Here is a 21,671-nt window from a genome sequence, read left to right as displayed (position 1 = left end):
ATAGGAATTAAGCTTGTCTTAATTTTACAAAGTTTTAATAAAAAGAAAAATCCGATTCACATATTAGAAAATAATTTGTGAATCGGATTTTTAAATTTAAATTAATTAGCCTTATTTTTTATATATTTGTCAATATTTTCAGCAGCTTTTTTACCAGCTCCCATTGCAAGAATTACAGTTGCAGCTCCACTTACTGCATCTCCACCTGCAAAAACTCCGTCTTTGCTTGTCATAGTTGAATCATCAATTATAATTCCACCCCAAGATTCTGTATTTATATCATCATTTGTTTGTTTGATTAGTGGATTTGGAGATTGACCAATTGAAACTATTACAGAATCAAAATCAACTTCTTCATATTTTCCAGTAGGAACAGGACGTCTTCTTCCAGACTTGTCCTCTTCACCTAATTCCATTATTTCAAGTTTAACTTTTTTAACCCAACCATTTTCTCCTTCAATTTCTACAGGATTATGTAGGTTCATAAAGTTAATTCCTTCTTCTTTTGCGTGGTGACTTTCTTCAGCTCTTGCTGGCATTTCTTCGAAACTTCTTCTATAAACAACAGTTACGTCAGCGCCCATTCTTTTTGCACTTCTCGCTGCATCCATTGCCACGTTTCCACCACCAACTACACAAACTTTTTTGCCTATATGAACCGGTGTGTCATATTCTGGGAATTTATAAGCTTTCATCAAATTCATTCTTGTTAAAAATTCATTTGCTGAATAAACTCCATTTAAATTTTCTCCTTTAATTCCCAAGAATTTTGGAAGACCTGCTCCAGTTGAAACATAAACTGCTTCAAATCCTTCTTCAAACAATTCATTTATTGTTTTTGTTCTTCCTATAATTGTATTTCTTTGAAGTTTAACTCCAAGACCAATTACATTTTTCAATTCTTTTTGAACCAAAGTTTTTGGTAACCTAAATTCTGGAATACCATACATCAAAACTCCACCAGCTGTGTGGAAAGCTTCGAACATTACAACTTTATATCCTAATTTTGCAAGGTCAGCTGCACAAGAAAGTCCAGAAGGACCAGAACCAACAACGGCAACTTTTTTATTTTGTCCAGTAACTTCAACTGGTTTTTTATAATCCTTATTCATGTTATAATCTGCAACAAATCTTTCAAGTCTACCGATTCCTACAGGCTCACCATTTTTTCCTCTTGTACAAACTCCCTCACATTGGTTTTCTTGTGGACAAACTCTACCACAAATTGCTGGAAGGTTATTTGTTGATGAAATAATTTCATATGCTTTTTCCAAATCACCTTCTACAACTTGGTGAATAAATTCTGGAATCCTTACAGAAACTGGGCAACCATCAACGCATGGTTTATTTTTACATTGAACGCATCTTTGAGCTTCCTCTTGGGCCATTTTTAAATCATAACCAAGAGCTACCTCGTCAAAATTTTTGTTTCTAACATTTGGATCTTGCTCAGGCATACTTACCTTTTCTTTACTCATATTAAATTTTGCCATTTCTCATATCTCCTGTTAGTCTACAAATGTGTTCTCTTTCTTCTTGTTGGTAATTTCTTCCCCTGTTCATGGCTTCATCAAAATCAACTTCAAAAGCATCAAAATCTGGTCCATCAACACAGGCAAATTTCATTTCGCCTCCAACAGTAATTCTACAACAACCACACATACCAGTTCCATCAACCATAATTGAGTTTAAAGATACTATAGTTGGTATGTCATATTCTTTTGTTACAAGGGCAGTATTTTTCATCATAATCATTGGACCTATTGCCAAAACAAGATCATATTTTTTTCCATTTTCAAGATTTTCTTTTAAAACTTCAGTTACAAAACCTTGTTTGCCATAAGATCCATCGTCGGTTGTAATGTATAAATTGTCTGAAGATTCTTTTAATTCATCTTCAAGAATTACTATGTCTTTATTTTTAAAGCCCATGATTACATCTGTGTGGGCTCCAATTTTATGTAAATATTTTGCTTGAGGATAGGCAATAGCTGTTCCCAAACCTCCACCGATTACACAAACATTTTTTCCTTTGAATTGATCAAGTTCGGTTGGTTTTCCTAAAGGACCAACAAAATCCAAAAATCCGTCACCTGCTTTCAATTCATTCATTCTTATAGTGGTTCCACCAACTATTTGAACAATAATTGTTACATTTTCATCATCAGTTTCAGAAATTGTAAAAGGAACTCTTTCACCTTTTTCATCTATTCTTAAAATTATAAATTGACCAGGCTTAGCTCTTTTTGCAATTTCTGGCGAATTTACAACAAATTTAATGGTTGAATCATTAAGATTTGTTTTTTCAATTATTCTTGCCATATATCCTCCTATTTATATCTTCATTAATATTTTAACAATTACAAGGAAAAAATCAAGTGACTAAGTTTAAATTAATAGTAAAATACTAGAGTATAAATAAAAAGGAGGAAAAATGGAAAAAAGAACTTATTCTGACAAAGAATTAATCAAAAAATTTATTCCTTACTACAAGGATTACAAAAATATTTTGGCTATCGATTTATTTTCTGCATTTTTGACAACTGTTTGTGAATTAATTTTACCAATTATTTTATCGAGCTTGACAGACCATGCAGCAAATTCTAGCCTGACTTATTCAATTATTTTAAAACTTACATTAATATATGCTCTTACAAAACTTGTAGAAGTTGCCGGAAGATATATTATGCAATCTTACGGTCATATAATGGGAGCTCACATTGAAAAAGATATGAGAAGGGATATTTTCAAACATTTTTTGACAATGTCTACAGCTTTTTTCAATGAAACAAAAATTGGACAGCTTATGAGTAGGATGACGACAGATCTTTTTGATATAACAGAATTTTCTCACCACTGTCCGGAAGAATTTTTTATTGGTTTTATAAAACTTTCTATATCATTTGTAGTTTTGATGACTATAAATATTCCTTTGACTCTTGTTTTGTATATAATTATTCCACTTATGGTTTATGCAGCAAGAATAAAAAGAAGAGCTTTTTCAAGATCTGTAAAAAGTGAGAAAAAACAAATTGGGGAAATAAATGCAAGCATTGAAGATTCTCTTTTGGGAATAGATGTTGTAAAATCTTTTGCTAATGAAAATTTAGAAAAAAAGAAATTTAAAAAAGGCAATGATAAATTTGTTGATATCAAAAAAGTAAAATATTACAATATGGCATCCTACAATATGATTAACCAATTATTTGCAGGGGCTATGTATGCAGTTTTGATAATTATGGGTGGAAATTTTGTAATAAAAGGAAAGATAAGCCCTGGAGATTTGGTAGCCTTTGTTTTATATTTAAATATAATTATTGCAACTGTAAATAGACTTGTAGAATTTACTGACCAATATCAAAAAGGAATTACAGGAATTGAAAGATTTAATGAAGTAATTAATATGAAATCTGATATTTTTGATAAGAAAGATGCAAAAAAACTTACAGATGTTAAGGGGAAAATTTCCTTTGATCATGCTTATTTTAAATATCCTGACCAAGATGAAAAAGATCCATGGATTTTGGAAGATATTAATTTTGATATAAGTATTGGAGAAAATGTAGCTCTAGTAGGTCCATCTGGAGCAGGAAAATCTACAATTACAAAACTTATTCCAAGATTTTTCGAATTAAACAAGGGAAAAATTTTAATTGATGATAAGGATATAAATGATTTGACCTTAGATTCTTTGAGAAATAATATTGGGATTGTCCAACAAGATGTTTATCTTTTTGGAGCAAGTATCAAAGATAATATTTTATACGGAAAAGAAGGTGCAAGTGATGAAGAAATTATTAAGGCGAGTAAACTTGCAGGAGCCTATGATTTTATAATGGAACTTCCTGATGGATTTGATACCTATGTTGGAGAAAGAGGAGTAAAACTTTCAGGGGGACAAAAACAAAGAATATCTATTGCAAGAGTATTTTTGAAAAATCCACCAATTTTAATTTTGGATGAAGCAACTTCATCTTTGGATAACACAAGTGAAGCTATAGTTCAAGATTCTTTGGAAAAATTATCAAAGGGAAGGACGACTTTAACAATTGCTCACAGACTTTCTACAATTATAAATGCAGATTCAATTTTAGTTTTAACAGAGGATGGAATTGTTGAAAGAGGAAGTCATAAAGAATTACTTGAGAAAAAAGGAATTTATTACAAACTTTATAATTCTAATAATGAAGAGCTTTTTGGTTAGTAGACAGATAAAAATAACTTGGGTATAATCATGTTAGATTGGAGAAAAGAACGTGAAAAAAATATTTGGAAAATTTATCCACGGACTAGCAAGCGTATTAAATTCTATATTTAATTTTTTAATAAATATTTTAAATGCAATAGTTACAGTCTTTGAAGGTTTAAGCCAAGTTATAATGCTAATTGGATGCTCAGTAATATTTGCACTTCCTTTGTTTTTTATAGCTATACCGCCTGAACTTTTTACTGTTTTTTTGATAATTGCAGTAGTTCCATTTTTAGGCAAATCATTTATTTCCCTTTTAAGATATGGGAATTATACTTTGATAGAATGGATGTATGACAAAGCTGACAGCCTAATTTTAGGTGAGAAAAAAGGCTTTGATAACTTATCAGATTATGCAAAAAAATATAAGCTAGACCAAGAAAGAGAAAGAAGAAGACAGGCTGAAGAAGAAAGACAAAGAAGACAAGAAGAAATGAATCAAAGATTTGAGGAATTTTTTCAAGGTTTTAATTTTTCTGGATTTGATTTTGATGAAAGAAATTTTAATGGGGGATACAATACAGGATCCTACCAAAACGGTGGCTTTGTAAATGACCTTGGTTTTAAGGAAAAATATCAAAAAGCTTGTGATACTTTGGGAGTAGCCTATACAAGTGATCAATATGAAATAAAGCTTGCCTATAGAAAACTTGCCAAAAAATATCATCCTGATATAAGCACAGATCCTGATGCAACAGAAAAATTTCAAAAAATAAATGATGCCTACGAATTTCTTTCTTTAGATAATATTAATAAATATAAAAATATGTAAAATTTTTCAAAGTAACTTTCCTCTAATCAAGGAAAGTTACTTTTGTATTAGAAAAGGAAGATAAATGAAATACAGGGAAGATGATATAAATAAATTGCTCGAAATCACATCAAGAGCAGGAGCTATGATGTTAAAAAATGGAGCAGAAATTTATAGGGTTGAAGACACAGTCGAAAGAATAATTAGATCAATTTATGAAGCAAGCGATATTGATGTTTTTGCAACTTTTAATGCCCTCATGTATTCTTTTAATGTTGATGGTAAGACCTATGCAAACGTTAAGAGAGTAAAAAACAGGGGAAATAATTTAATAGTGGTTGATAAGGTTAATTCATTTTCAAGAAAATTTTGCAATCATGAATATAGCCTTGATGAGGCCTTAAAAGAACTTGATAAAATTAAAAAAACATCCAAGGCAGATGTGAAATCAAAAATTATTGGAGCAACTCTTGCTTCAACTGCTTTTCCTATGATAGTTAATTCCAAAACACCAAATCTTTTGGATTTGCCAGTAACTTTTGTAGTTTCACTTTTAACCTATCTTATATTTATTAGGATTGAAAAGAAAATGTATGGATATTTTATAGAAAATTTTGCTGCAGGAATTATGGTTTCCTTATTTGCTCATGTAATTGGAAAATTTGTTTTTGGTTTTAATATGGCAAATGTAATTATTTCATCAATGATGCCCTATGTTCCAGGATTTTTGTTGACAAATTCTATAAGAGATTTAATGAGTGGAGATTCGACAAGTGGACTAACAGGACTTGCTATGTCATTTTTTGTATCCCTAGCCCTTGCGATTGGAGTTGCCTTTCCAATGACATTATTTTAAGGAGGAAATATGCAATATATTTTTGGATTTATATTTTCATATTTATCAGCTGTAGGATTTGCCTTGTTTTTTTCCTGCCCTAAAAGATCAATTGGATTATCATCTCTTGCAGGAGCTTTAGGTTTTTCGGTTTTTATGCTAGTTAGAGATTTTTATGGAGGATTATTTTTTCCAGTTCTTGTTGGATCATATTTGACAGGAATTTTGGGAGAAATATTTGCAAGAAAATGTCATATGCCAGCAATTTTATTTATAGTTCCAGGCATGATAAATCTTGTACCAGGAAAAGGAATTTATAATACCTTGTTTTATTTTATAGATGGACAAAAATCCCTTGCACTTGTAACCTTATTTGATACCATGGCAGTTGCATCAGCAATTTCATTTGGAATTTTACTAGCATCTGTATTATCAAAATCATTAATGAGTTTTAAATTTAGAAAACCGAGCAAAAAATATGATTGGAGAAAGAAAAAATGAAAAAAATTTATTTAGCAGGCGGATGTTTTTGGGGAGTTGAGGCATATTTTAAAGATATAAAAGGAGTAGAAAAAACTCTTGTAGGATATGCAAATGGAAATAGTGAGAAAACAACTTACGAAAATTTATACCAAACCCACCACGCTGAAACCGTAGAAATTACTTATGATGGAAGAGAAGTTTCTCTAAAAAGAATTTTGGAGTATTTTTATTATATAATTGATCCATTTTCAATAAATAAACAAGGAAATGATATTGGTCTTCAATACAGAAGTGGAATTTTTTCAAAAGATGAAAAAGATTTAGAATTTTCAAAAAAGTTTTTAGAAGAAAAACAAAAAAATGAAGAAAGAAAAATCCAAATTCAAGTAGAAAAATTAGAAAATTTTGTAAAAGCAGAAGATTATCACCAAGATTATTTAGAAAAAAATCCAAGTGGCTATTGCCACATTGATTTATTAGACAAACCAAACCTAGATTAAACTAGGTTCAGACTGTTGACAAACTAAAATTTTCCCCATTTTGAGCGAACGAAGTGAGTCGAGAAATCTCAGAGATCTCTCCGTGCGTTCGTTTCACTCACTTAGTCGAGATGGGTTTTAGCGTAATTTTATTTTTGAATTATTAATGAATTATTAAACTGACTTTGTCTACGCTCTTAACCTAGCATAAACTAGGTTTTTTCTTTTGAGAAAATTTATAAAAAATATAAGAAAAAATCAAAAAATTGATTTTTAAAAACTTTATAATACAATCCTTGTAGAAGAAATTATTCTATGATATTATACTCAAAGGAGAGGATAATATGGATCTTATTGATGAAAATAATTTAACTAAAAATCAAAAAAATTTGTTGGATTTAAAAATTCGTCTTATCAAGGCTGAGTATGAATTAAATTTTTATTTGACTGGATATGAAAATCTTAGTCAATTTTATGATGACAAGGAAAAACTTGATAGGATTTTTGTTGATTCTTATGTTTCATTGAGAGATCATAACCTTTATGATTTTGTTGAAAAAATCGATAGAATTAAAGAAAGTGATTTTTTCTATAAAACTGACGATAGAAAAATTCAAGATTTTCTTAAAAGTTTAGAAGATATTAAAAATTTAGATGATGATGAGATTATTAAACAAAAGGGTAGAATAAAAAACAGAATTCGTAAAATGGAGATGGCGACAAGTGAGATTGAATATGTTTTGCTTGGATCTTTGCCAAGAAATTATTATAGTTAGGAGTTTATATGGCAATAAAATATGATATAGTAGAAAATTTGGGAGTTCTTTCAACAAATGCCAAAGGTTGGACAAAGGAATTAAATCTTGTTTCTTGGAATGATAGGGATCCTAAATATGATTTGAGAGATTGGAATGAAGATCATACAAGAATGAGCAAGGGAATTACTTTTACAAAGGAAGAAGCTGAAGTTTTAAAAGAAATTTTAAAAGAAGAATTTGACGATTAAGACCTAAATTTTTAGGTCTTTTATAAATTAAAAGGAAATTTTAATGATATATTTTGATTATGCAGCTACATCAATAAAAAGAAAAGAAATTTTGAAAGATATCTTTGAAAATATGGAAAATTTTGATGGAAATCCTGATTCTTTGCATGCCTTGGGAAGGTCTGGAAAAAAAGTTTTGGAAGATTCTAGATTAGAAATTGCAAAATCTCTTAATGCAAATCCCAACCATATAATTTTTACAGCATCAGCAAGTGAGGCTAACAATACAATTTTGTCAAATTTTAAGGATGATTTTGTTATTACTTCAAAAATTGAGCATGATTCTATTTTAAATACTGTAAATAAGGAAAAAACAATTTTTCTTGATGTTGATGAGGATGGATATTTTTCTCTTGATGAATTGAAAGAAAAACTTAGGGATGATGTAAAACTTGTTTCTTTGATGTTTGTAAATAATGAAATAGGGGCAATCGAACCAGTTTATGAAATTGGAGAATTTTTAAAAGATAAGGATGTTTTTTTCCATGTAGATTGTGTTCAAGCCTACTCTCATATTGATATTGATGTAGAAAAACTTCATTGCAATTCACTTTCTCTTTCAGGACACAAAATTGGAGGGATAAATTCTTTTGGCGTTCTTTATTGCAATAAAAAAATTAAGCCTTTTATTAAAGGCGGTGAGCAAGAAAAAGATAGGCGTGCTGGAACGTCTTTTACCATGGGAGCATATTCAATGGCAAAATCTTTCCCAAAAGCTATTGGTGAAAGAGAAAAAATTAAGGAATTAAAATCTTATTTTGTAGAAAAATTAAAAGAGTCAAATTTCTTATATGAAATAAATGGAAATTTGGAAAATTCTACTGATCATATATTAAATTTATATTTTCCAAAGGTAAAAAATGAGCTTCTTCTTACATATTTGGATATGAATGGAATTTGCATTTCAGTTGGTTCTGCTTGTAGGGCTGGAAGCGTTGAAGCAAGCAATGTTATAAAAAATATGTACGATGAAGATAGGGCAAGACATTCCGTAAGATTTTCTTTTGGTTTTACAAATACAAAAGAAGATATTGACTATACATTTGAAGTTTTGAAAAAATTAAGGGGGATAGATGGAAAAGAAAGATAAAAAAGATATAAAAGTTATCGTTGGTGTAAGTGGTGGAGTTGACTCATCTGTTGCTGCCCTCTTATTAAAAAAAGAAGGCTACGATGTTAGCGGAATTTTTATGAAAAATTGGGACGAAGAAGATGAAAATGGAGTTTGTACTGCAGAAGTTGATTACGAAGATGCAGTTAAAGTTTGCAATCAAATAGGAATTCCATATTATTCAATAAATTTTGAAAAAGAATATTATGATAGGGTATTTTCATATTTTCTTGATGAATACAAAAAGGGAAGAACTCCAAATCCTGATATAATGTGCAACAAGGAAATAAAATTTAAGGCATTTTTGGACTATGCAAAAGATTTGGGAGCAGACTATCTTGCAACAGGTCATTATGCAAGAGTTGATAGGTCATCCGATGAAACAAAAATGCTTAGAGGACTTGATTCAAACAAGGACCAAACATATTTTTTATCCCAATTATCCCAAGATCAAATAAAAGATGTTTTATTTCCAGTAGGAGATTTGGATAAAAAAGAAGTTAGAAAAATTGCCAAAGAAAATAATTTGGCAACGGCTGATAAAAAAGATTCAACAGGAATTTGTTTTATAGGAGAAAGAAATTTCAACGAATTTTTATCCCACTATCTTCCAGCAAAAGAAGGAAATATTGTTGATACTGAAGGAAATATTATGGGAAAACACTATGGATTAATGTATCATACAATTGGACAAAGAAGAGGACTTGGAATTGGTGGAGAAGGTGAAGCTTGGTTTGTTTGTGGAAAAGATTTAGAAAAAAACGAACTAATAGTTTGCCAAGGAAAAAATAATGAAAAATTATTTTCAAATAGATTAATAGGATCAAATTTATCATCAATTTCAAAAAAAGGACTAAAAAAAGAATTTGACTGCACCTGTAAATTTAGGTACAGACAAAAAGATATAAATTCTCATGTAAAAATTTTAGATGATGGAAAAGTAGAAATAACCTACGACAAAACAAAAGCCGTAACCCCAGGCCAAGCTGCAGTTTTTTATGATGGAGAAGTATGCTTGGGTTCTTGCATTATAGATGAAGTTTATAATGGAGAAAAAAGATTAAAAGTTTAAAAACAAAAATCGGGGAAAATTCTCCGATTTTTTTAAAAATATTTTTAAATTTATTTCTAATTAAAATAATAAATTGAATCCAAAATTTCTTCAAAGCTTGTGACACCATCTAAAACTTTTTTTAATCCATTGTAAGTCATAGACTTAAAATTTTTTTCTTTATTCAATAAATCTAAATCATTTTTGCTGAAATTTTTATTTTCAAAGAAAAGATTTTTGTAGTCATCATCAAAATCTACAATTTCTTCAACAGCTTCTCTTCCTAGATATCCATCGTGACATTTTTCACAAGATCCTGGATCGTAAATATAAGTTTCTTCGTCTATATCAAAATAATTTTTTACAAAATTATATTCTTCTTTTGAAATTTTTCTTTTTTTCTTGCATGAGCAAAGTTTTCTTACAAGTCTTTGGCTTGCAAGGGTATTTACGGATTGTTTTATAAGATAATCTTCAACTGACAAATCACGAAGTCTATTTATTGATGCAAAACTATCGTTAGTATGTAAAGTTGTTAAAACTAAGTGCCCAGTTATGGCAGCTCTTACTGCCATTTTTGCAGTTTCATTATCTCTGATTTCTCCAATCATAATAATATCTGGATCTTGCCTTAAAATTGACCTAAGTGCACTTTGAAAAGTTAGACCGATTTTTTCATTAATTGAAATTTGATTAATTCCCAAAATATTTATTTCTACAGGATTTTCTATGCTAATAATATTTCTATTTTCATCATTTAATTTATTTAATAAAGAATAAAGGGAAGTAGATTTTCCAGAACCAGTTGGTCCAGAAAAAATTATCATGCCTGATTTATTTTTAATGGCTTTTTGTAAAATTTCTTTGGACCTATTAGTAAATCCCAATAAATTTTGAGATTTTTTAAAATTTTCTATAGAAAGAATCCTTAAAACTAATTTTTCACCAACTATGGTATTTAAAGTTGAAATTCTAAAATCAATGTGAGGAAATTTTTCTAATTTTAAATATCCATCTTGGGGCCTTCTTTTTTCTGAAATATCCAGTTTTGAAGATAATTTTATTCTTGTCAAAAGTTTTATATATGAAGGATAATCCATCTCAGTAATAATTCTAAGTTTGCCGTCAATCCTATATCTAATTCTTGAAAAATTTTGATCCATTGGCTCAATGTGGATATCACTTGCATTTAATTTTAAAGCTTTTTCTACAAGCTCATTTATATACAAATCTATATTTGAATTTATCAAATTATTATCCATCACACACTCCAATATTTATCATCCAAAGACCTATACCTTACAGCTTCAAGAAGATGTTTTGCTTCAATTTTTTCGCATCCATCAAGATCTGCAATAGTTCTACTCATTTTTATAATTTTATTGTAAGATCTTACAGAAAAATTATATTTTTCAAAGGCTTTTTGTCCGATTTCTTTTACATTTTTATCAAGTTTTATATATTTTTTCATAAGCCTTGTAGAAAGAGCTCCATTTGTAGAAATCTCTTCATTTTCGTATCTTTTTATTTGAATTTCTCTTGCCCTTTGAACTTCTTCTCTCATTTCTTTTGAAGATTTTGTTTTGATATTATCATCCAAATCTTTGTATTTTACAGGTTTTATTTCTATATGAATATCAATCCTATCAAGAATTGGAGAAGATAATTTTGATAAATATCTTCTTATTTCATTTTGAGTGCAAGTACATTCCTTCAAGGGATTTCCAAAATTCCCACAAGGACATGGATTCATGGCAGCAATCAAAATAAAATCAGACGGATATTTTATGCTTGCCATTGATCTTGAAATATTTATTTCCTTGTTTTCCAAAGGCTCTCTCAAAGCTTCTATTGTTTTTTTGGAAAATTCTGGAAATTCGTCTAAAAATAAAACTCCTTTATGGGCGAGAGTAATTTCTCCTGCTTTTGGAATATTTGCCCCTCCTCCAATCAAAGAAACCTCGCTTGCTGAATGGTGGGGAGACCTAAAGGGCCTATTATTTATTAATTTTCCACTATCAAGAAGTCCCATCACTGAATAAATTTTTGTAACTTCAATTTTTTCTTCAAAATCCATATTTGGTAAAATTGATGGCAAATGTTTGGCGGAAAAAGTTTTTCCGCTTCCAGGAGGTCCAATCATTAATAAATTATGACCACCAGCAGCTGCAATTTCTAGGGCTCTTTTTAAAGAATCTTGACCTTTTATATCAGAAAAATCATAAGGATATGTAATATTTTCACTTATATTTGATAATTTTATTTTGTAGGGAGATTTTTTTGTGTTTTCGTTAAGGTATGAAACTAATTCTTCTAAATTTAAAAATGGAAAAATATTACAGTCTTTTATTATTGCACATTCATCTTTATTATCATTTGAAATTATAAAATTTTTAAAGCCCTTCTCCCTCATAGAAATCACCATGGCAAGAGCACCTTTTACTGGGACAATTCTTCCGTCAAGTGAAAGCTCTCCTATAAAAATAAAATCATCTTTTGAATTTTCAATTACTCCCATACTTTTTAAAAGAGAAATTGCAATTGGTAAGTCTAGTTGAGTTCCTTCTTTTTTTATATCTGCCGGAGATAAATTTATGGTAATTCTTCCTTGGGGAAATTTGAAACCAGAATTTATCAGAGCAACCCTAATCCTATCTTTGGATTCTTTTATAGATGAATCGGGAAGACCCACAATATTAAAAGCTGGTATGCCTGAAGTTATATCAGATTCGACTTCAATCGCTTTTCCATCAAGTCCCAAAAGACTTACTGTATTTGTTTTTGAATACATTTTATTCTCCTAAACCCAAAATTTTTTGATATTTTTTAAAATCTTCGTGGACATCTGCACAAAATTCTCTATAAATTCCATCTTTATCTTTAAATCCTAATTTGTGGCAATGAAGTAGTTGGTGGTCCAAATTAAATTTGTGTTTTACATTTCCATAAACAGGATCTCCCAAAAGTGGATGATTAATGTGGGTCATGTGAACCCTAATTTGATGAGTTCTTCCAGTTAAAATTTTTATTTTAACCAAGGAATAGCCATTATTTTCTGAAATAACCTCATATTTACTAATTGCATCACGACCAGAATTTCTAACTGCCATTTTTCTGCGATTATTTGGATCACGATCCATAAAAGTATGAATAGTTCCAGATTTTTTTTGGAAAATCCCATTACAAATTGCCAAATATTCCTTGTCAACTTTTCTTGTTTCAAAAAGATTTTTCAAATATTTGTAAGATGAATTGCTTTTTGCAATTACCATAAGACCCGTTGTATCCTTATCAAGTCTGTGAACAATTCCTGGCCTATCATCACCTCCGATATGAGATAAATTATCATAGCCAAAATAATCCAAAAGTCCGTTGACCAAAGTTCCACTTACAATTGATCCTGCTGGATGGACAATTACATTTTTATCCTTGTCAATAATTGCAAAATCTTCATTTTCATAAATTATTTTTAAATTCATATCTTCAGCTTCAATTTTTGCTTTTTCAAATAATTTATCAGAAATTTCTATTTCATCTTCTAAAATTAATTTGTAGGAAGGTTTTATTTTTTTATTATTTACTTTTATTTTTTCATCCTTGATAAAATCTTTCACCTTTTCTCTAGGAATTTCTTCAAAAATATCTGAAAGATATTTATCAATTCTAATTTCTTTATTTGCTTTAATTTTCATAGTTAAATTATAGCATTATGAAAAAATATATACAAAATCCTCATTTTTATATTTCAAAAAAATAATTTAGCTTTTTATTTTGGAAGAATTCTTATGGTATAATCATATAGAGATAAAATTAGAAGGAAGGACGCATGAAAGAAAAAGAACTTAACCATCTTGCCATAATTCTTGATGGAAATGGTAGGTGGGCTCAAAAAAGAAATTTGCCAAGATATATGGGTCACAAGGAAGGTTCTGAAAATGTTGTAGATATTGCTCTTTATGCTAAGGAAAAGGGCATAAAATATCTAACTCTTTATGCATTTTCTACAGAAAATTGGAAAAGACCAAAAGTAGAAGTCAATTATTTGATGAAATTGTTGGCAAAATTTATAAAAGATAAGACAAAATTACTCGTTGAAAATGAAGTAAAATTAAATATTATTGGAGATATATCAAAACTTCCAGAAAAAACCATCAAGGCTTGTCTTGATGTTTGCGAGCTTACAAAAAACAATGACAAGCTTGTTTTAAATATGGCTATAAATTATGGGGGAAGAAGTGAAATTGTAAAAGCTTTTAAAGATATGGCTAAAGATGGGATAGATTTTGAAAATATAAATGAGAAAGATATTTCAAATTATTTGTATACGGCAAATATGCCAGATCCTGATCTTTTAATTAGGACGGGGGGAGATCTTAGGATTTCTAATTTTTTAATTTATCAAATGGCCTACACTGAATATTATTTTACAGATATTTTGTGGCCAGATTTTTCAAAAAATGATTTGGATGATGCAGTCGATTCATTTTTTGGAAGAGATAGAAGGTATGGTGGTATAAATGAACCTAGTTAAGAGACTTTTTGGTGGGGGAATAATTCTTTTTGTTTTAATTCTTATAACCTATCTTGGTGGAATTTATTTTGCTCTAGGTTTTGGGATATTTTCTTTAATTGCAGTAAAAGAATTAGTAAATGCCCTAAAAAATTTATCATATGATGTTCCTTTAAACCTTGCCTTATTTATAGATTTATTTTTTGTAGTAAATGCCTATATTAAAGATTTGAATTTATTTATATTTGGCTTAATTTTCATTCTTATTGGAATGTTTATTTATATGATTTTTAATAAAAAATACAGAATAGAAGATTTTTTTGGGCTTTTATTTGTAATAGTATATGTTTCAATTTTTATGTCATCAACTATTTGGATAGGAAATAAAACTTATTTATATATGCTTTATATTATTGCCTGGGGATCAGATACTTTTGCATACTTATCTGGTTCTTTATTTGGAAAACACAAGATAAAATCTCTTGAGTCAATTTCTCCAAATAAAACTCTTGAAGGATTTATTGGAGGGATTTTTGGAGCAGTCCTTTTAAATTTACTTTATGTAAATTTCATAAAACTTGATAAAAACATTATTTTTGTAATTATTTTTACAATAATAGCAAGTCTTTTGTCAGAAACCGGAGATTTATTAGCGTCATTTATAAAAAGAAAATGTAAAATAAAAGATTATGGAAATTTGATTCCAGGTCATGGGGGAATTCTTGATAGGTTTGATTCTATTTTATTTATTAGTCCCTTTATATATTTATTTACATTAATATAAGTTAGGAGAGAAATGAAGTCGGTTATTTTATCTATTATTATGTTCTTATTTTTGATTTTGATTCATGAATTTGGACATTTTATTATAGCGAAAAAAAGTGGAATTAAGGTTAATGAATTTGCCATTGGCATGGGGCCTAAAATTTTTTCAAAACAAAAAGGAGAAACTCTTTATTCTGTAAATCTTTTTCCAATTGGTGGATATTGTGCCATGGAAGGGGAAGATGATGAAAGTGATGATGAAAGATCATTTGACAAGGCACCTGCCTACAAAAGATTTTTGACAATTCTTGCAGGACCTTTGACAAATTTGATTTTTGCAGCAATTTTATTTGCCATTGTATCTTTTAATACAGGAAAACCATCAACAATAATAGGTGAATTTACAGATAATTCTCCTATAAAAAGTCAAGGTTTAAAAATAAATGATCAAATAACAGAAATTTCAGGAGAAAAAATAAATGAATTTTCTGATATTACAAAAAATTTAGAAGATTTTTATAAAAATCATGATAAAAACGAAGAAATTTCTTTGAAAATAAAAAGAGATGGAAAAGAAATTGAAAAAAATGTTAAAGTAAAATTTGAAGACAAAAGACCTCTTCTTGGTTTTATTCCAAAAAATGAGGATGTAGGATTTTTTGAAGCAATTAAAATTGGAATAAAAGAAGTTGGGTCCATGATAGTTTTAATGTTTACTGTATTAAAAAGTTTATTTACAGGGAAATTAGGATTTTCAGCCCTCTCTGGCCCAGTTGGTGTTGTAAAAGAAATGGGTAGACAGGCAAATCTTGGTGCAATGAATTTATTATTCTTTTTGGGATATATTAGTGTGAATTTAGGATTTTTTAACCTACTTCCAATACCAGCCCTTGATGGGTCAAAAATATTTACTTCTTTGTTTGAAATGATTAGCAAAAAAAGAGTAAATAAAAAAATTGAAGAAAAATTTACCATAGGAGGATTCATTCTCTTGTTGAGTTTAATTCTTCTAGTTACAATCAAAGATTTAATTAACTTATTTTAAGGAGAAAAAATTGAAAAAAACTAGAAAAGTGTATGTAGGAGATGTAGCCATAGGAGGAGGATCTCCTATTTCTATTCAATCAATGACAACAAAAGAAACAAAAAATATTGAAGAAGTTGTAAAACAAATTAATGATTTTGAAAAGGCAGGTTGTGATATTTCAAGGTCTGCTATAAATTCTCTTGAAGATGCAAGGGCAATTTCTGAAATTAAAAAAAGAACCAATCTTCCTTTTGTGGCAGATATACAATTTGATTATAAACTTGCGCTTGCAGCTGTCGAAAACGGATGTGATTGCTTAAGAATAAATCCGGGAAATATTGGAGGAAGTGACAAGGTTAAAATTTTGGTTGAAAAATGCAAGGAGAAAAATATTCCGATAAGAATCGGAGTAAATTCAGGATCTGTTCATAAGGATATGATTGAAAAATACCATGGAGTAAATGTTGATAGCCTTGTTTATTCTGCCCTTGATGAAGTGAAAGTTTTAGAAGATTTAGACTTTCATGATATTGTAATTTCTATAAAATCATCCGATGTAAATACAATGATTGATGTAAATAGAAAAATTTCTTCTCTTTGCGATTATCCACTCCATTTAGGAGTTACAGAAGCAGGCCCCCTTTATCAAGCTCTTGTAAAATCATCAATTGGAATGGGATCTTTATTAAAAGATGGAATTGGAGATACAATTAGGGTTTCAATAACAGGAGATCCAGTTCAAGAAGTTAAAGCTGGAAAAACAATTTTAAAATCTTTGGGCCTTAGACGTGATGGAGTTGATTTGGTTTCTTGCCCAACTTGTTCAAGAACAAGTGTAAATTTGGATGAAATTGTAAATGAAGCAAGCGAAAGACTTGATAAATTAAATTTAAATTTAAAAGTTGCCATAATGGGTTGCCCTGTCAACGGACCAGGGGAGGCAAAAGAAGCTGATTACGGAATAGCTTGTGCAAAAGGATATGGATTTTTGTTTAAAAAAGGAATAACCATAAAAAAAGTAAAACAAGAAGAAATAGTAGACAGTCTAATTGAAGAAATTTTGAAAGATGAGAAAAATGAAAATTAGTCTAAAATCAATCATTGATACTGATAAAGATTACTATATAAAAAATGCTATATATTCAAAAAAATTAAATAAATTAAAATTAATAATCCTAGGAAAAAAAGAAAAAGATATCGAGGAAAAATTAGAAAAATATTTTTCTTATGTAAATTTGGCTTTAAAATACGAAGATATAATAGAAAATGAAGAAAAATCAAATCCAATTGATCAATTTTATGAAAATCAACCCCTTCCAGATTTTTATGAAACAGGATATGAAGACCAAGTAGAAGAAATTGTAGAAGAGAATAAAGATCAAATAAAAGAAAATTCTCAAAACAATGACATTTTTGATTTGCCAAATCTTGAAGAAAAAAAAGATGAAAATATAAAAGATGAAAAACCATCAAGCCTTAGAGATTTAAAAAAACTCGAACTTGAAAATATGATTCAAAATGCTAGAAATAACAAAAAAAATTCCGAAAAAATTCAAAAAGACCCATCAGATGTTTTAAAGTATGGAAGAAATATTAAGGCTGATGAATTTAAAATTGAAGAAATTTATGACAAAAAAGGAATGAATCTTTCACTAAGGGGAAGAGTTTTTGGAATTGATATTTTTGAATCAAAAAGAGGAAATTTTATTTATTCTTTTGACCTTGAAGATGAATCAGATGCCATAGCTTGTAAAATGTTTGTTCAACCAAGAAATAAAAATAAGCTTGATAACTTTAAAGAAAATATGGCTGTAAGAGTCCAAGGAGTTTTAAATTATGATGGCTACTCCCACGAGGATGTTTTTACTGTAAATTCCATGGAAGAATGTGAGAAAAAAGAAAGGCTTGATACTTATCCTAAAAAAAGAGTAGAGCTTGAAATTCATACAAAAATGACAAACCTTGATGGTTTTGTTGATATGGATGATTTAGCTAATAAATTAAAATCTTGGGGCCACACAGCTTGTGGAATTACAGATACAGAAACTCTTCAAGCCCTTCCAGATATGTATGATAAGCTTGGAAAAAATGACATAAAAATGCTAGCAGGAGCAGAGCTTTTGTTAGTTGATAAAAATTTAAGAATTCTAACTAATAATTACAATAAAAAAATAAATGATATAAGTGATTTAAAAGATCAAAATTTTATTGTATTTGACTTGGAGACTACTGGTCTTTACAAATATTCTGACAAAATTACAGAAATTGGTGCTGTAAAGGTTCAAAATGGAGAAATTGTTGAAGTTTTTAATGAACTTGTAAATCCGGAAAAAATGATTCCTCAAAAGGTAGTAGAGCTTACCGGAATTACAAATGAAATGGTAATGGATAAGCCAAAAATTGATGAGATTTTGCCAAAATTTTTGGAGTTTTCAAAAGATTCATATTTTGTAGGACAAAATACAGATTTTGATATTGGTTTTATAAAAGAAGCTTGCCACAATCAATCTTTAAAATTTGAGCCAGTTTATTTGGATACTTTGCCAATGGCAAGGGCAGTTTTTCCAAGTATGGGAAGATTTTCTCTTGATAAACTTGCAAAAAAATTAGCAGTAGACCCATTTAACCATCACAGGGCAAGTGATGATGCTCTTACAACTGCCAAAATTTTTATAAAATTATTTGAAAAAATCAAAGAAAAAAATAAAGATTTTAGCCTTGAAAAAATAAATTCTATAAAAACAAAATGGCCAATAGCTCGTCACGAAAATTTCTCATCAATAATTTTTGCCAAAAATTACCATGGCCTTAAAAATCTTTATAAAATAATTTCAGAATCTAGGATGAAATATTTTAATTTTGAAGCCAAAACTCCTTTTGATTTGGTTAAAGAAAACAAAGAAGGTCTAATAATAGGTTCTGGCGGCAAAGATGGTCTTTTGTTTAAGGCAATAAGAGATGATTTTTCTGAAGAAAAAATAGATGAAATCTGTAAATTTTTTGATTTTTTCCAAATAGAGGCACTAGGAGTATTTGCTGATGATTTAGAAAATGGATCAATAAGGGATGAAAATCAAATTATTGAAATAAACAAAAAAATAATAGAACTTGGAAAAAAACATAATAAATTGGTTGTAGCAACAGGATCTGTAAGATATATGGAAAAGAAAGATTATGTTCTTAGAAATATCCTACACAAGGGACAATTTTTCCATTACAAGGAAAATAATCCCCTTTATTATTTAAAAACAACCAATGAAATGCTTGATGAATTTTATTATCTAGATGATCAAACAAAAATGGAAGTTGTAATTGATAATACAATAAAAATTTCTGATAGTTTGGAAAGCATTATGCCTATTCCTCATGAAACTTTTCCACCAAAAATTGAAGGATCTGATAAAAAATTAAAAGATACAACTTATGAAAAAGCAATATCAATTTATGGGGATCCTCTTCCAAATATTGTAAAAGCAAGACTTGATAAGGAGCTTGATTCTATAATTTCAAACGGTTATGCAGTTTTATATATAATTGCAAAAGAGCTTGTAGAAAAATCAAATGAAGATGGATATTTGGTTGGATCAAGAGGTTCGGTTGGTTCATCTTTTGCAGCAACCATGGCAAATATTACAGAAGTAAATCCTCTTGCTCCTCATTATATTTGTCCAGAATGTAAGCATTCAGAATTTATAACTGATGGTAGTGTTGGAGCTGGAATAGATTTGCCAGATAAAACTTGTCCAAAATGTGGGGCAGAAATGAAAAAAGATGGTCACGATATTCCTTTTGAAGTTTTTTTGGGCTTTGAAGGAGACAAAGAACCAGATATTGATTTGAATTTTGCTGGAGAATATCAACCAACCATTCACAAATATACTGAAGAATTATTTGGTGAGGGAAAAGTTTTTAGGGCAGGAACTATTGGAACTATAAAAGACAATACAGCTTTTGGTTACATTAAAAAATATATGGAAGATAACGACCTAAATCTTTCCAACGCACAAATTAGAAAATATCAAAGAGGACTTTACGATGTAAAAAGAACAACCGGACAACACCCAGGAGGATTAATGATTGTTCCAAATGATAAGGAAATTTATGATTTTTCTCCAGTTCAATATCCGGCAGATGATGGAAAAGATGATATAAAAACAACTCATTTTACCTACAATATGATGCACGGAGTTATTTTAAAACTCGATTTATTGGGCCATGATGTTCCTACAATTATTAGAAGTCTTCAAGATTTAACAAATACGGATCCTTTGAAACTTCAAATGGATGATGAAAATGTAATGAATATTTTCTCTTCAACCAAACCCTTAAATATAAAATATGATTTTTCAAATAATGAAATAGGAACTTTGGGGATTCCTGAATTTGGTACATCATTTGTAAGGGGAATGTTAAAAGATACTTTTCCAACTAAATTTTCAGAAATGACAAGAATTTCTGGACTTTCTCATGGAACAGATGTGTGGCTAAATAATGCCCAAGATTTAGTTAAATCAAAAACTGCAGGATTTGACCAAATAATTTCAACTCGTGATGATATTATGAATTCTTTGATTAATCTTGGACTTGATAAGAAAAAATCTTTCCAAATAATGGAAAAAGTAAGAAAGGGAAAAACTTTATCGGAAGAAACTTTGACTTATATGAAAGAAAATAAGGTTCCTGATTGGTATATTGATTCTTGTTTGAAAATAAAATATCTTTTCCCAAAAGCTCACGCGGTTGCATATTGTTTAATGAGCTACAGGATTGCTTATTACAAAGTTTATTATCCAAAAGCATTTTACGCAACATATTTTTCTACAAAATTAAACGACTTTCAATATTCAGTTATTGTAAAAGGATTAAAATCAATCCAATATGCTTTAAATGAAATTAATCAATTAGAAAAACCAACGCAAAGAGAAAAAAATCTAAGGTCTTTGCTAGAAGTTGCTGAAGAGATGGCTGCAAGAGATATAAAAATAAAAAAAGCAGACTTGTATAAGTCTGAAGCTATTAAATTTATTTTAGATGAAGATGGAGAAATTTTACCTCCACTTTCAGCGGTTGATGATGTTTCGGAAGCTATGGCAAAAGATATAGTTACTGAAAGAGAAAAGTCTAAATTTATTTCAATTGAAGATTTGAAAAAAAGAACTTCATTAAATAAAAATGCCCTAAATTCTTTAAAAAATTTAGAAATAATTGAAGGCTTGCAAGAAGAAAATCAAATGTCTTTATTTGATTTGTAATTTATAACTCTAATAGAGATTAATTCTTTATTAGAGTTTTTTATTTGTTTTTAATAATTTAGAAAAATATGCATATTTATAACGATAAAATCCACTTATTTATCAAAGTTGAG

At 29.1% G+C, this 21,671-nt stretch carries 19 protein-coding genes; 14 read left to right on the top strand and 5 right to left on the bottom strand.

Annotated elements, in window-relative coordinates; all coding sequences use genetic code 11:
- Positions 1 to 101 precede the first annotated feature (101 nt).
- Complete coding sequence (gene gltA / locus BN3265_RS06495; protein ID WP_058990724.1) at positions 102 to 1,493, bottom strand: NADPH-dependent glutamate synthase; 1,392 nt, start codon at positions 1,491 to 1,493, stop codon at positions 102 to 104.
- Positions 1,480 to 2,322 (bottom strand): sulfide/dihydroorotate dehydrogenase-like FAD/NAD-binding protein, encoded by an 843-nt coding sequence (locus BN3265_RS06490; protein ID WP_058990723.1) that lies wholly within the window; start codon positions 2,320 to 2,322, stop codon positions 1,480 to 1,482. The genes gltA and BN3265_RS06490 overlap by 14 nt, the downstream gene beginning before the upstream one ends.
- A gap of 112 nt (positions 2,323 to 2,434) precedes the next feature.
- Between BN3265_RS06490 and BN3265_RS06485 the strand changes: the two genes are divergently transcribed.
- From BN3265_RS06485 to mnmA, 9 genes are all read left to right on the top strand, one after another.
- On the top strand, positions 2,435 to 4,204 hold the full coding sequence (locus BN3265_RS06485) for an ABC transporter ATP-binding protein (RefSeq protein WP_058990722.1): 1,770 nt from the start codon (positions 2,435 to 2,437) through the stop codon (positions 4,202 to 4,204).
- 52 nt (positions 4,205 to 4,256) lie between these two features.
- On the top strand, positions 4,257 to 5,021 hold the full coding sequence (locus BN3265_RS06480; protein WP_058990721.1) for a J domain-containing protein: 765 nt from the start codon (positions 4,257 to 4,259) through the stop codon (positions 5,019 to 5,021).
- A 64-nt stretch (positions 5,022 to 5,085) separates the two neighbouring features.
- The gene (locus tag BN3265_RS06475) at positions 5,086 to 5,856 is read left to right on the top strand and encodes a threonine/serine exporter family protein (RefSeq protein ID WP_058990720.1); all 771 of its coding nucleotides are present in this window, start codon (positions 5,086 to 5,088) and stop codon (positions 5,854 to 5,856) included.
- Between the two features lie 9 nt (positions 5,857 to 5,865).
- Positions 5,866 to 6,336, top strand: a complete 471-nt coding sequence (locus tag BN3265_RS06470) for a threonine/serine exporter family protein (protein ID WP_058990719.1) — start codon at positions 5,866 to 5,868, stop codon at positions 6,334 to 6,336.
- Complete coding sequence (gene msrA, locus BN3265_RS06465) at positions 6,333 to 6,818, top strand: peptide-methionine (S)-S-oxide reductase MsrA (protein ID WP_058990718.1); 486 nt, start codon at positions 6,333 to 6,335, stop codon at positions 6,816 to 6,818. The genes BN3265_RS06470 and msrA overlap by 4 nt, the downstream gene beginning before the upstream one ends.
- A 323-nt stretch (positions 6,819 to 7,141) precedes the next feature.
- The gene (locus BN3265_RS06460) at positions 7,142 to 7,573 is read left to right on the top strand and encodes a hypothetical protein (RefSeq protein ID WP_058990717.1); all 432 of its coding nucleotides are present in this window, start codon (positions 7,142 to 7,144) and stop codon (positions 7,571 to 7,573) included.
- An 8-nt stretch (positions 7,574 to 7,581) separates the two neighbouring features.
- Positions 7,582 to 7,803 carry a YdbC family protein gene (locus BN3265_RS06455; protein WP_004838352.1) on the top strand — a complete coding sequence of 74 codons (222 nt, stop codon included), beginning with the start codon at positions 7,582 to 7,584 and terminating at the stop codon, positions 7,801 to 7,803.
- 43 nt (positions 7,804 to 7,846) lie between these two features.
- Positions 7,847 to 8,932 (top strand): cysteine desulfurase family protein, encoded by a 1,086-nt coding sequence (locus tag BN3265_RS06450; RefSeq protein ID WP_058990716.1) that lies wholly within the window; start codon positions 7,847 to 7,849, stop codon positions 8,930 to 8,932.
- On the top strand, positions 8,916 to 10,025 hold the full coding sequence (mnmA, locus tag BN3265_RS06445; RefSeq protein WP_058990715.1) for a tRNA 2-thiouridine(34) synthase MnmA: 1,110 nt from the start codon (positions 8,916 to 8,918) through the stop codon (positions 10,023 to 10,025). The genes BN3265_RS06450 and mnmA overlap by 17 nt, the downstream gene beginning before the upstream one ends.
- 56 nt (positions 10,026 to 10,081) lie before the next feature.
- On the opposite strand, the gene BN3265_RS06440 is transcribed toward mnmA, so the two are convergent.
- The 3 genes from BN3265_RS06440 to BN3265_RS06430 are packed head-to-tail and all read right to left on the bottom strand — an operon-like array spanning position 10,082 to position 13,696.
- Entirely contained in the window at positions 10,082 to 11,266 is a 1,185-nt protein-coding gene (locus BN3265_RS06440; protein WP_058990714.1) for a GspE/PulE family protein, read from the bottom strand.
- Complete coding sequence (locus tag BN3265_RS06435) at positions 11,266 to 12,795, bottom strand: YifB family Mg chelatase-like AAA ATPase (protein ID WP_058990713.1); 1,530 nt, start codon at positions 12,793 to 12,795, stop codon at positions 11,266 to 11,268. Before BN3265_RS06435 ends, BN3265_RS06440 begins: the two co-directional genes overlap by 1 nt.
- Position 12,796: 1 nt before the next feature.
- Positions 12,797 to 13,696 (bottom strand): RluA family pseudouridine synthase, encoded by a 900-nt coding sequence (locus BN3265_RS06430; protein ID WP_058990712.1) that lies wholly within the window; start codon positions 13,694 to 13,696, stop codon positions 12,797 to 12,799.
- 134 nt (positions 13,697 to 13,830) lie between these two features.
- Here BN3265_RS06430 and BN3265_RS06425 point away from each other — a divergent pair, with 134 nt between their 5' ends.
- Genes BN3265_RS06425 through BN3265_RS06405 form a run of 5 tightly spaced genes read left to right on the top strand, consistent with a single transcriptional unit; the run spans position 13,831 to position 21,558 of the window.
- Positions 13,831 to 14,535 (top strand): undecaprenyl pyrophosphate synthase, encoded by a 705-nt coding sequence (locus BN3265_RS06425; RefSeq protein ID WP_058990711.1) that lies wholly within the window; start codon positions 13,831 to 13,833, stop codon positions 14,533 to 14,535.
- Positions 14,522 to 15,298, top strand: coding sequence for a phosphatidate cytidylyltransferase (locus BN3265_RS06420; protein WP_058990710.1), 777 nt, complete (start codon positions 14,522 to 14,524; stop codon positions 15,296 to 15,298). Before BN3265_RS06425 ends, BN3265_RS06420 begins: the two co-directional genes overlap by 14 nt.
- Before the next feature lie 12 nt (positions 15,299 to 15,310).
- The gene (gene rseP, locus BN3265_RS06415) at positions 15,311 to 16,324 is read left to right on the top strand and encodes an RIP metalloprotease RseP (RefSeq protein ID WP_058990709.1); all 1,014 of its coding nucleotides are present in this window, start codon (positions 15,311 to 15,313) and stop codon (positions 16,322 to 16,324) included.
- Positions 16,325 to 16,334: 10 nt separating this feature from the next.
- Positions 16,335 to 17,393, top strand: coding sequence for a flavodoxin-dependent (E)-4-hydroxy-3-methylbut-2-enyl-diphosphate synthase (gene ispG / locus BN3265_RS06410; RefSeq protein ID WP_058990708.1), 1,059 nt, complete (start codon positions 16,335 to 16,337; stop codon positions 17,391 to 17,393).
- The gene (locus BN3265_RS06405; RefSeq protein ID WP_058990707.1) at positions 17,374 to 21,558 is read left to right on the top strand and encodes a PolC-type DNA polymerase III; all 4,185 of its coding nucleotides are present in this window, start codon (positions 17,374 to 17,376) and stop codon (positions 21,556 to 21,558) included. The genes ispG and BN3265_RS06405 overlap by 20 nt, the downstream gene beginning before the upstream one ends.
- The last annotated feature ends 113 nt before the right edge of the window (positions 21,559 to 21,671 follow it).

Origin of the sequence: Anaerococcus rubeinfantis (assembly GCF_001487145.1) — a bacterium.
Lineage (GTDB): Bacteria > Bacillota > Clostridia > Tissierellales > Peptoniphilaceae > Anaerococcus > Anaerococcus rubeinfantis.
This window is presented reverse-complemented; position numbering and strand designations above follow the sequence as displayed.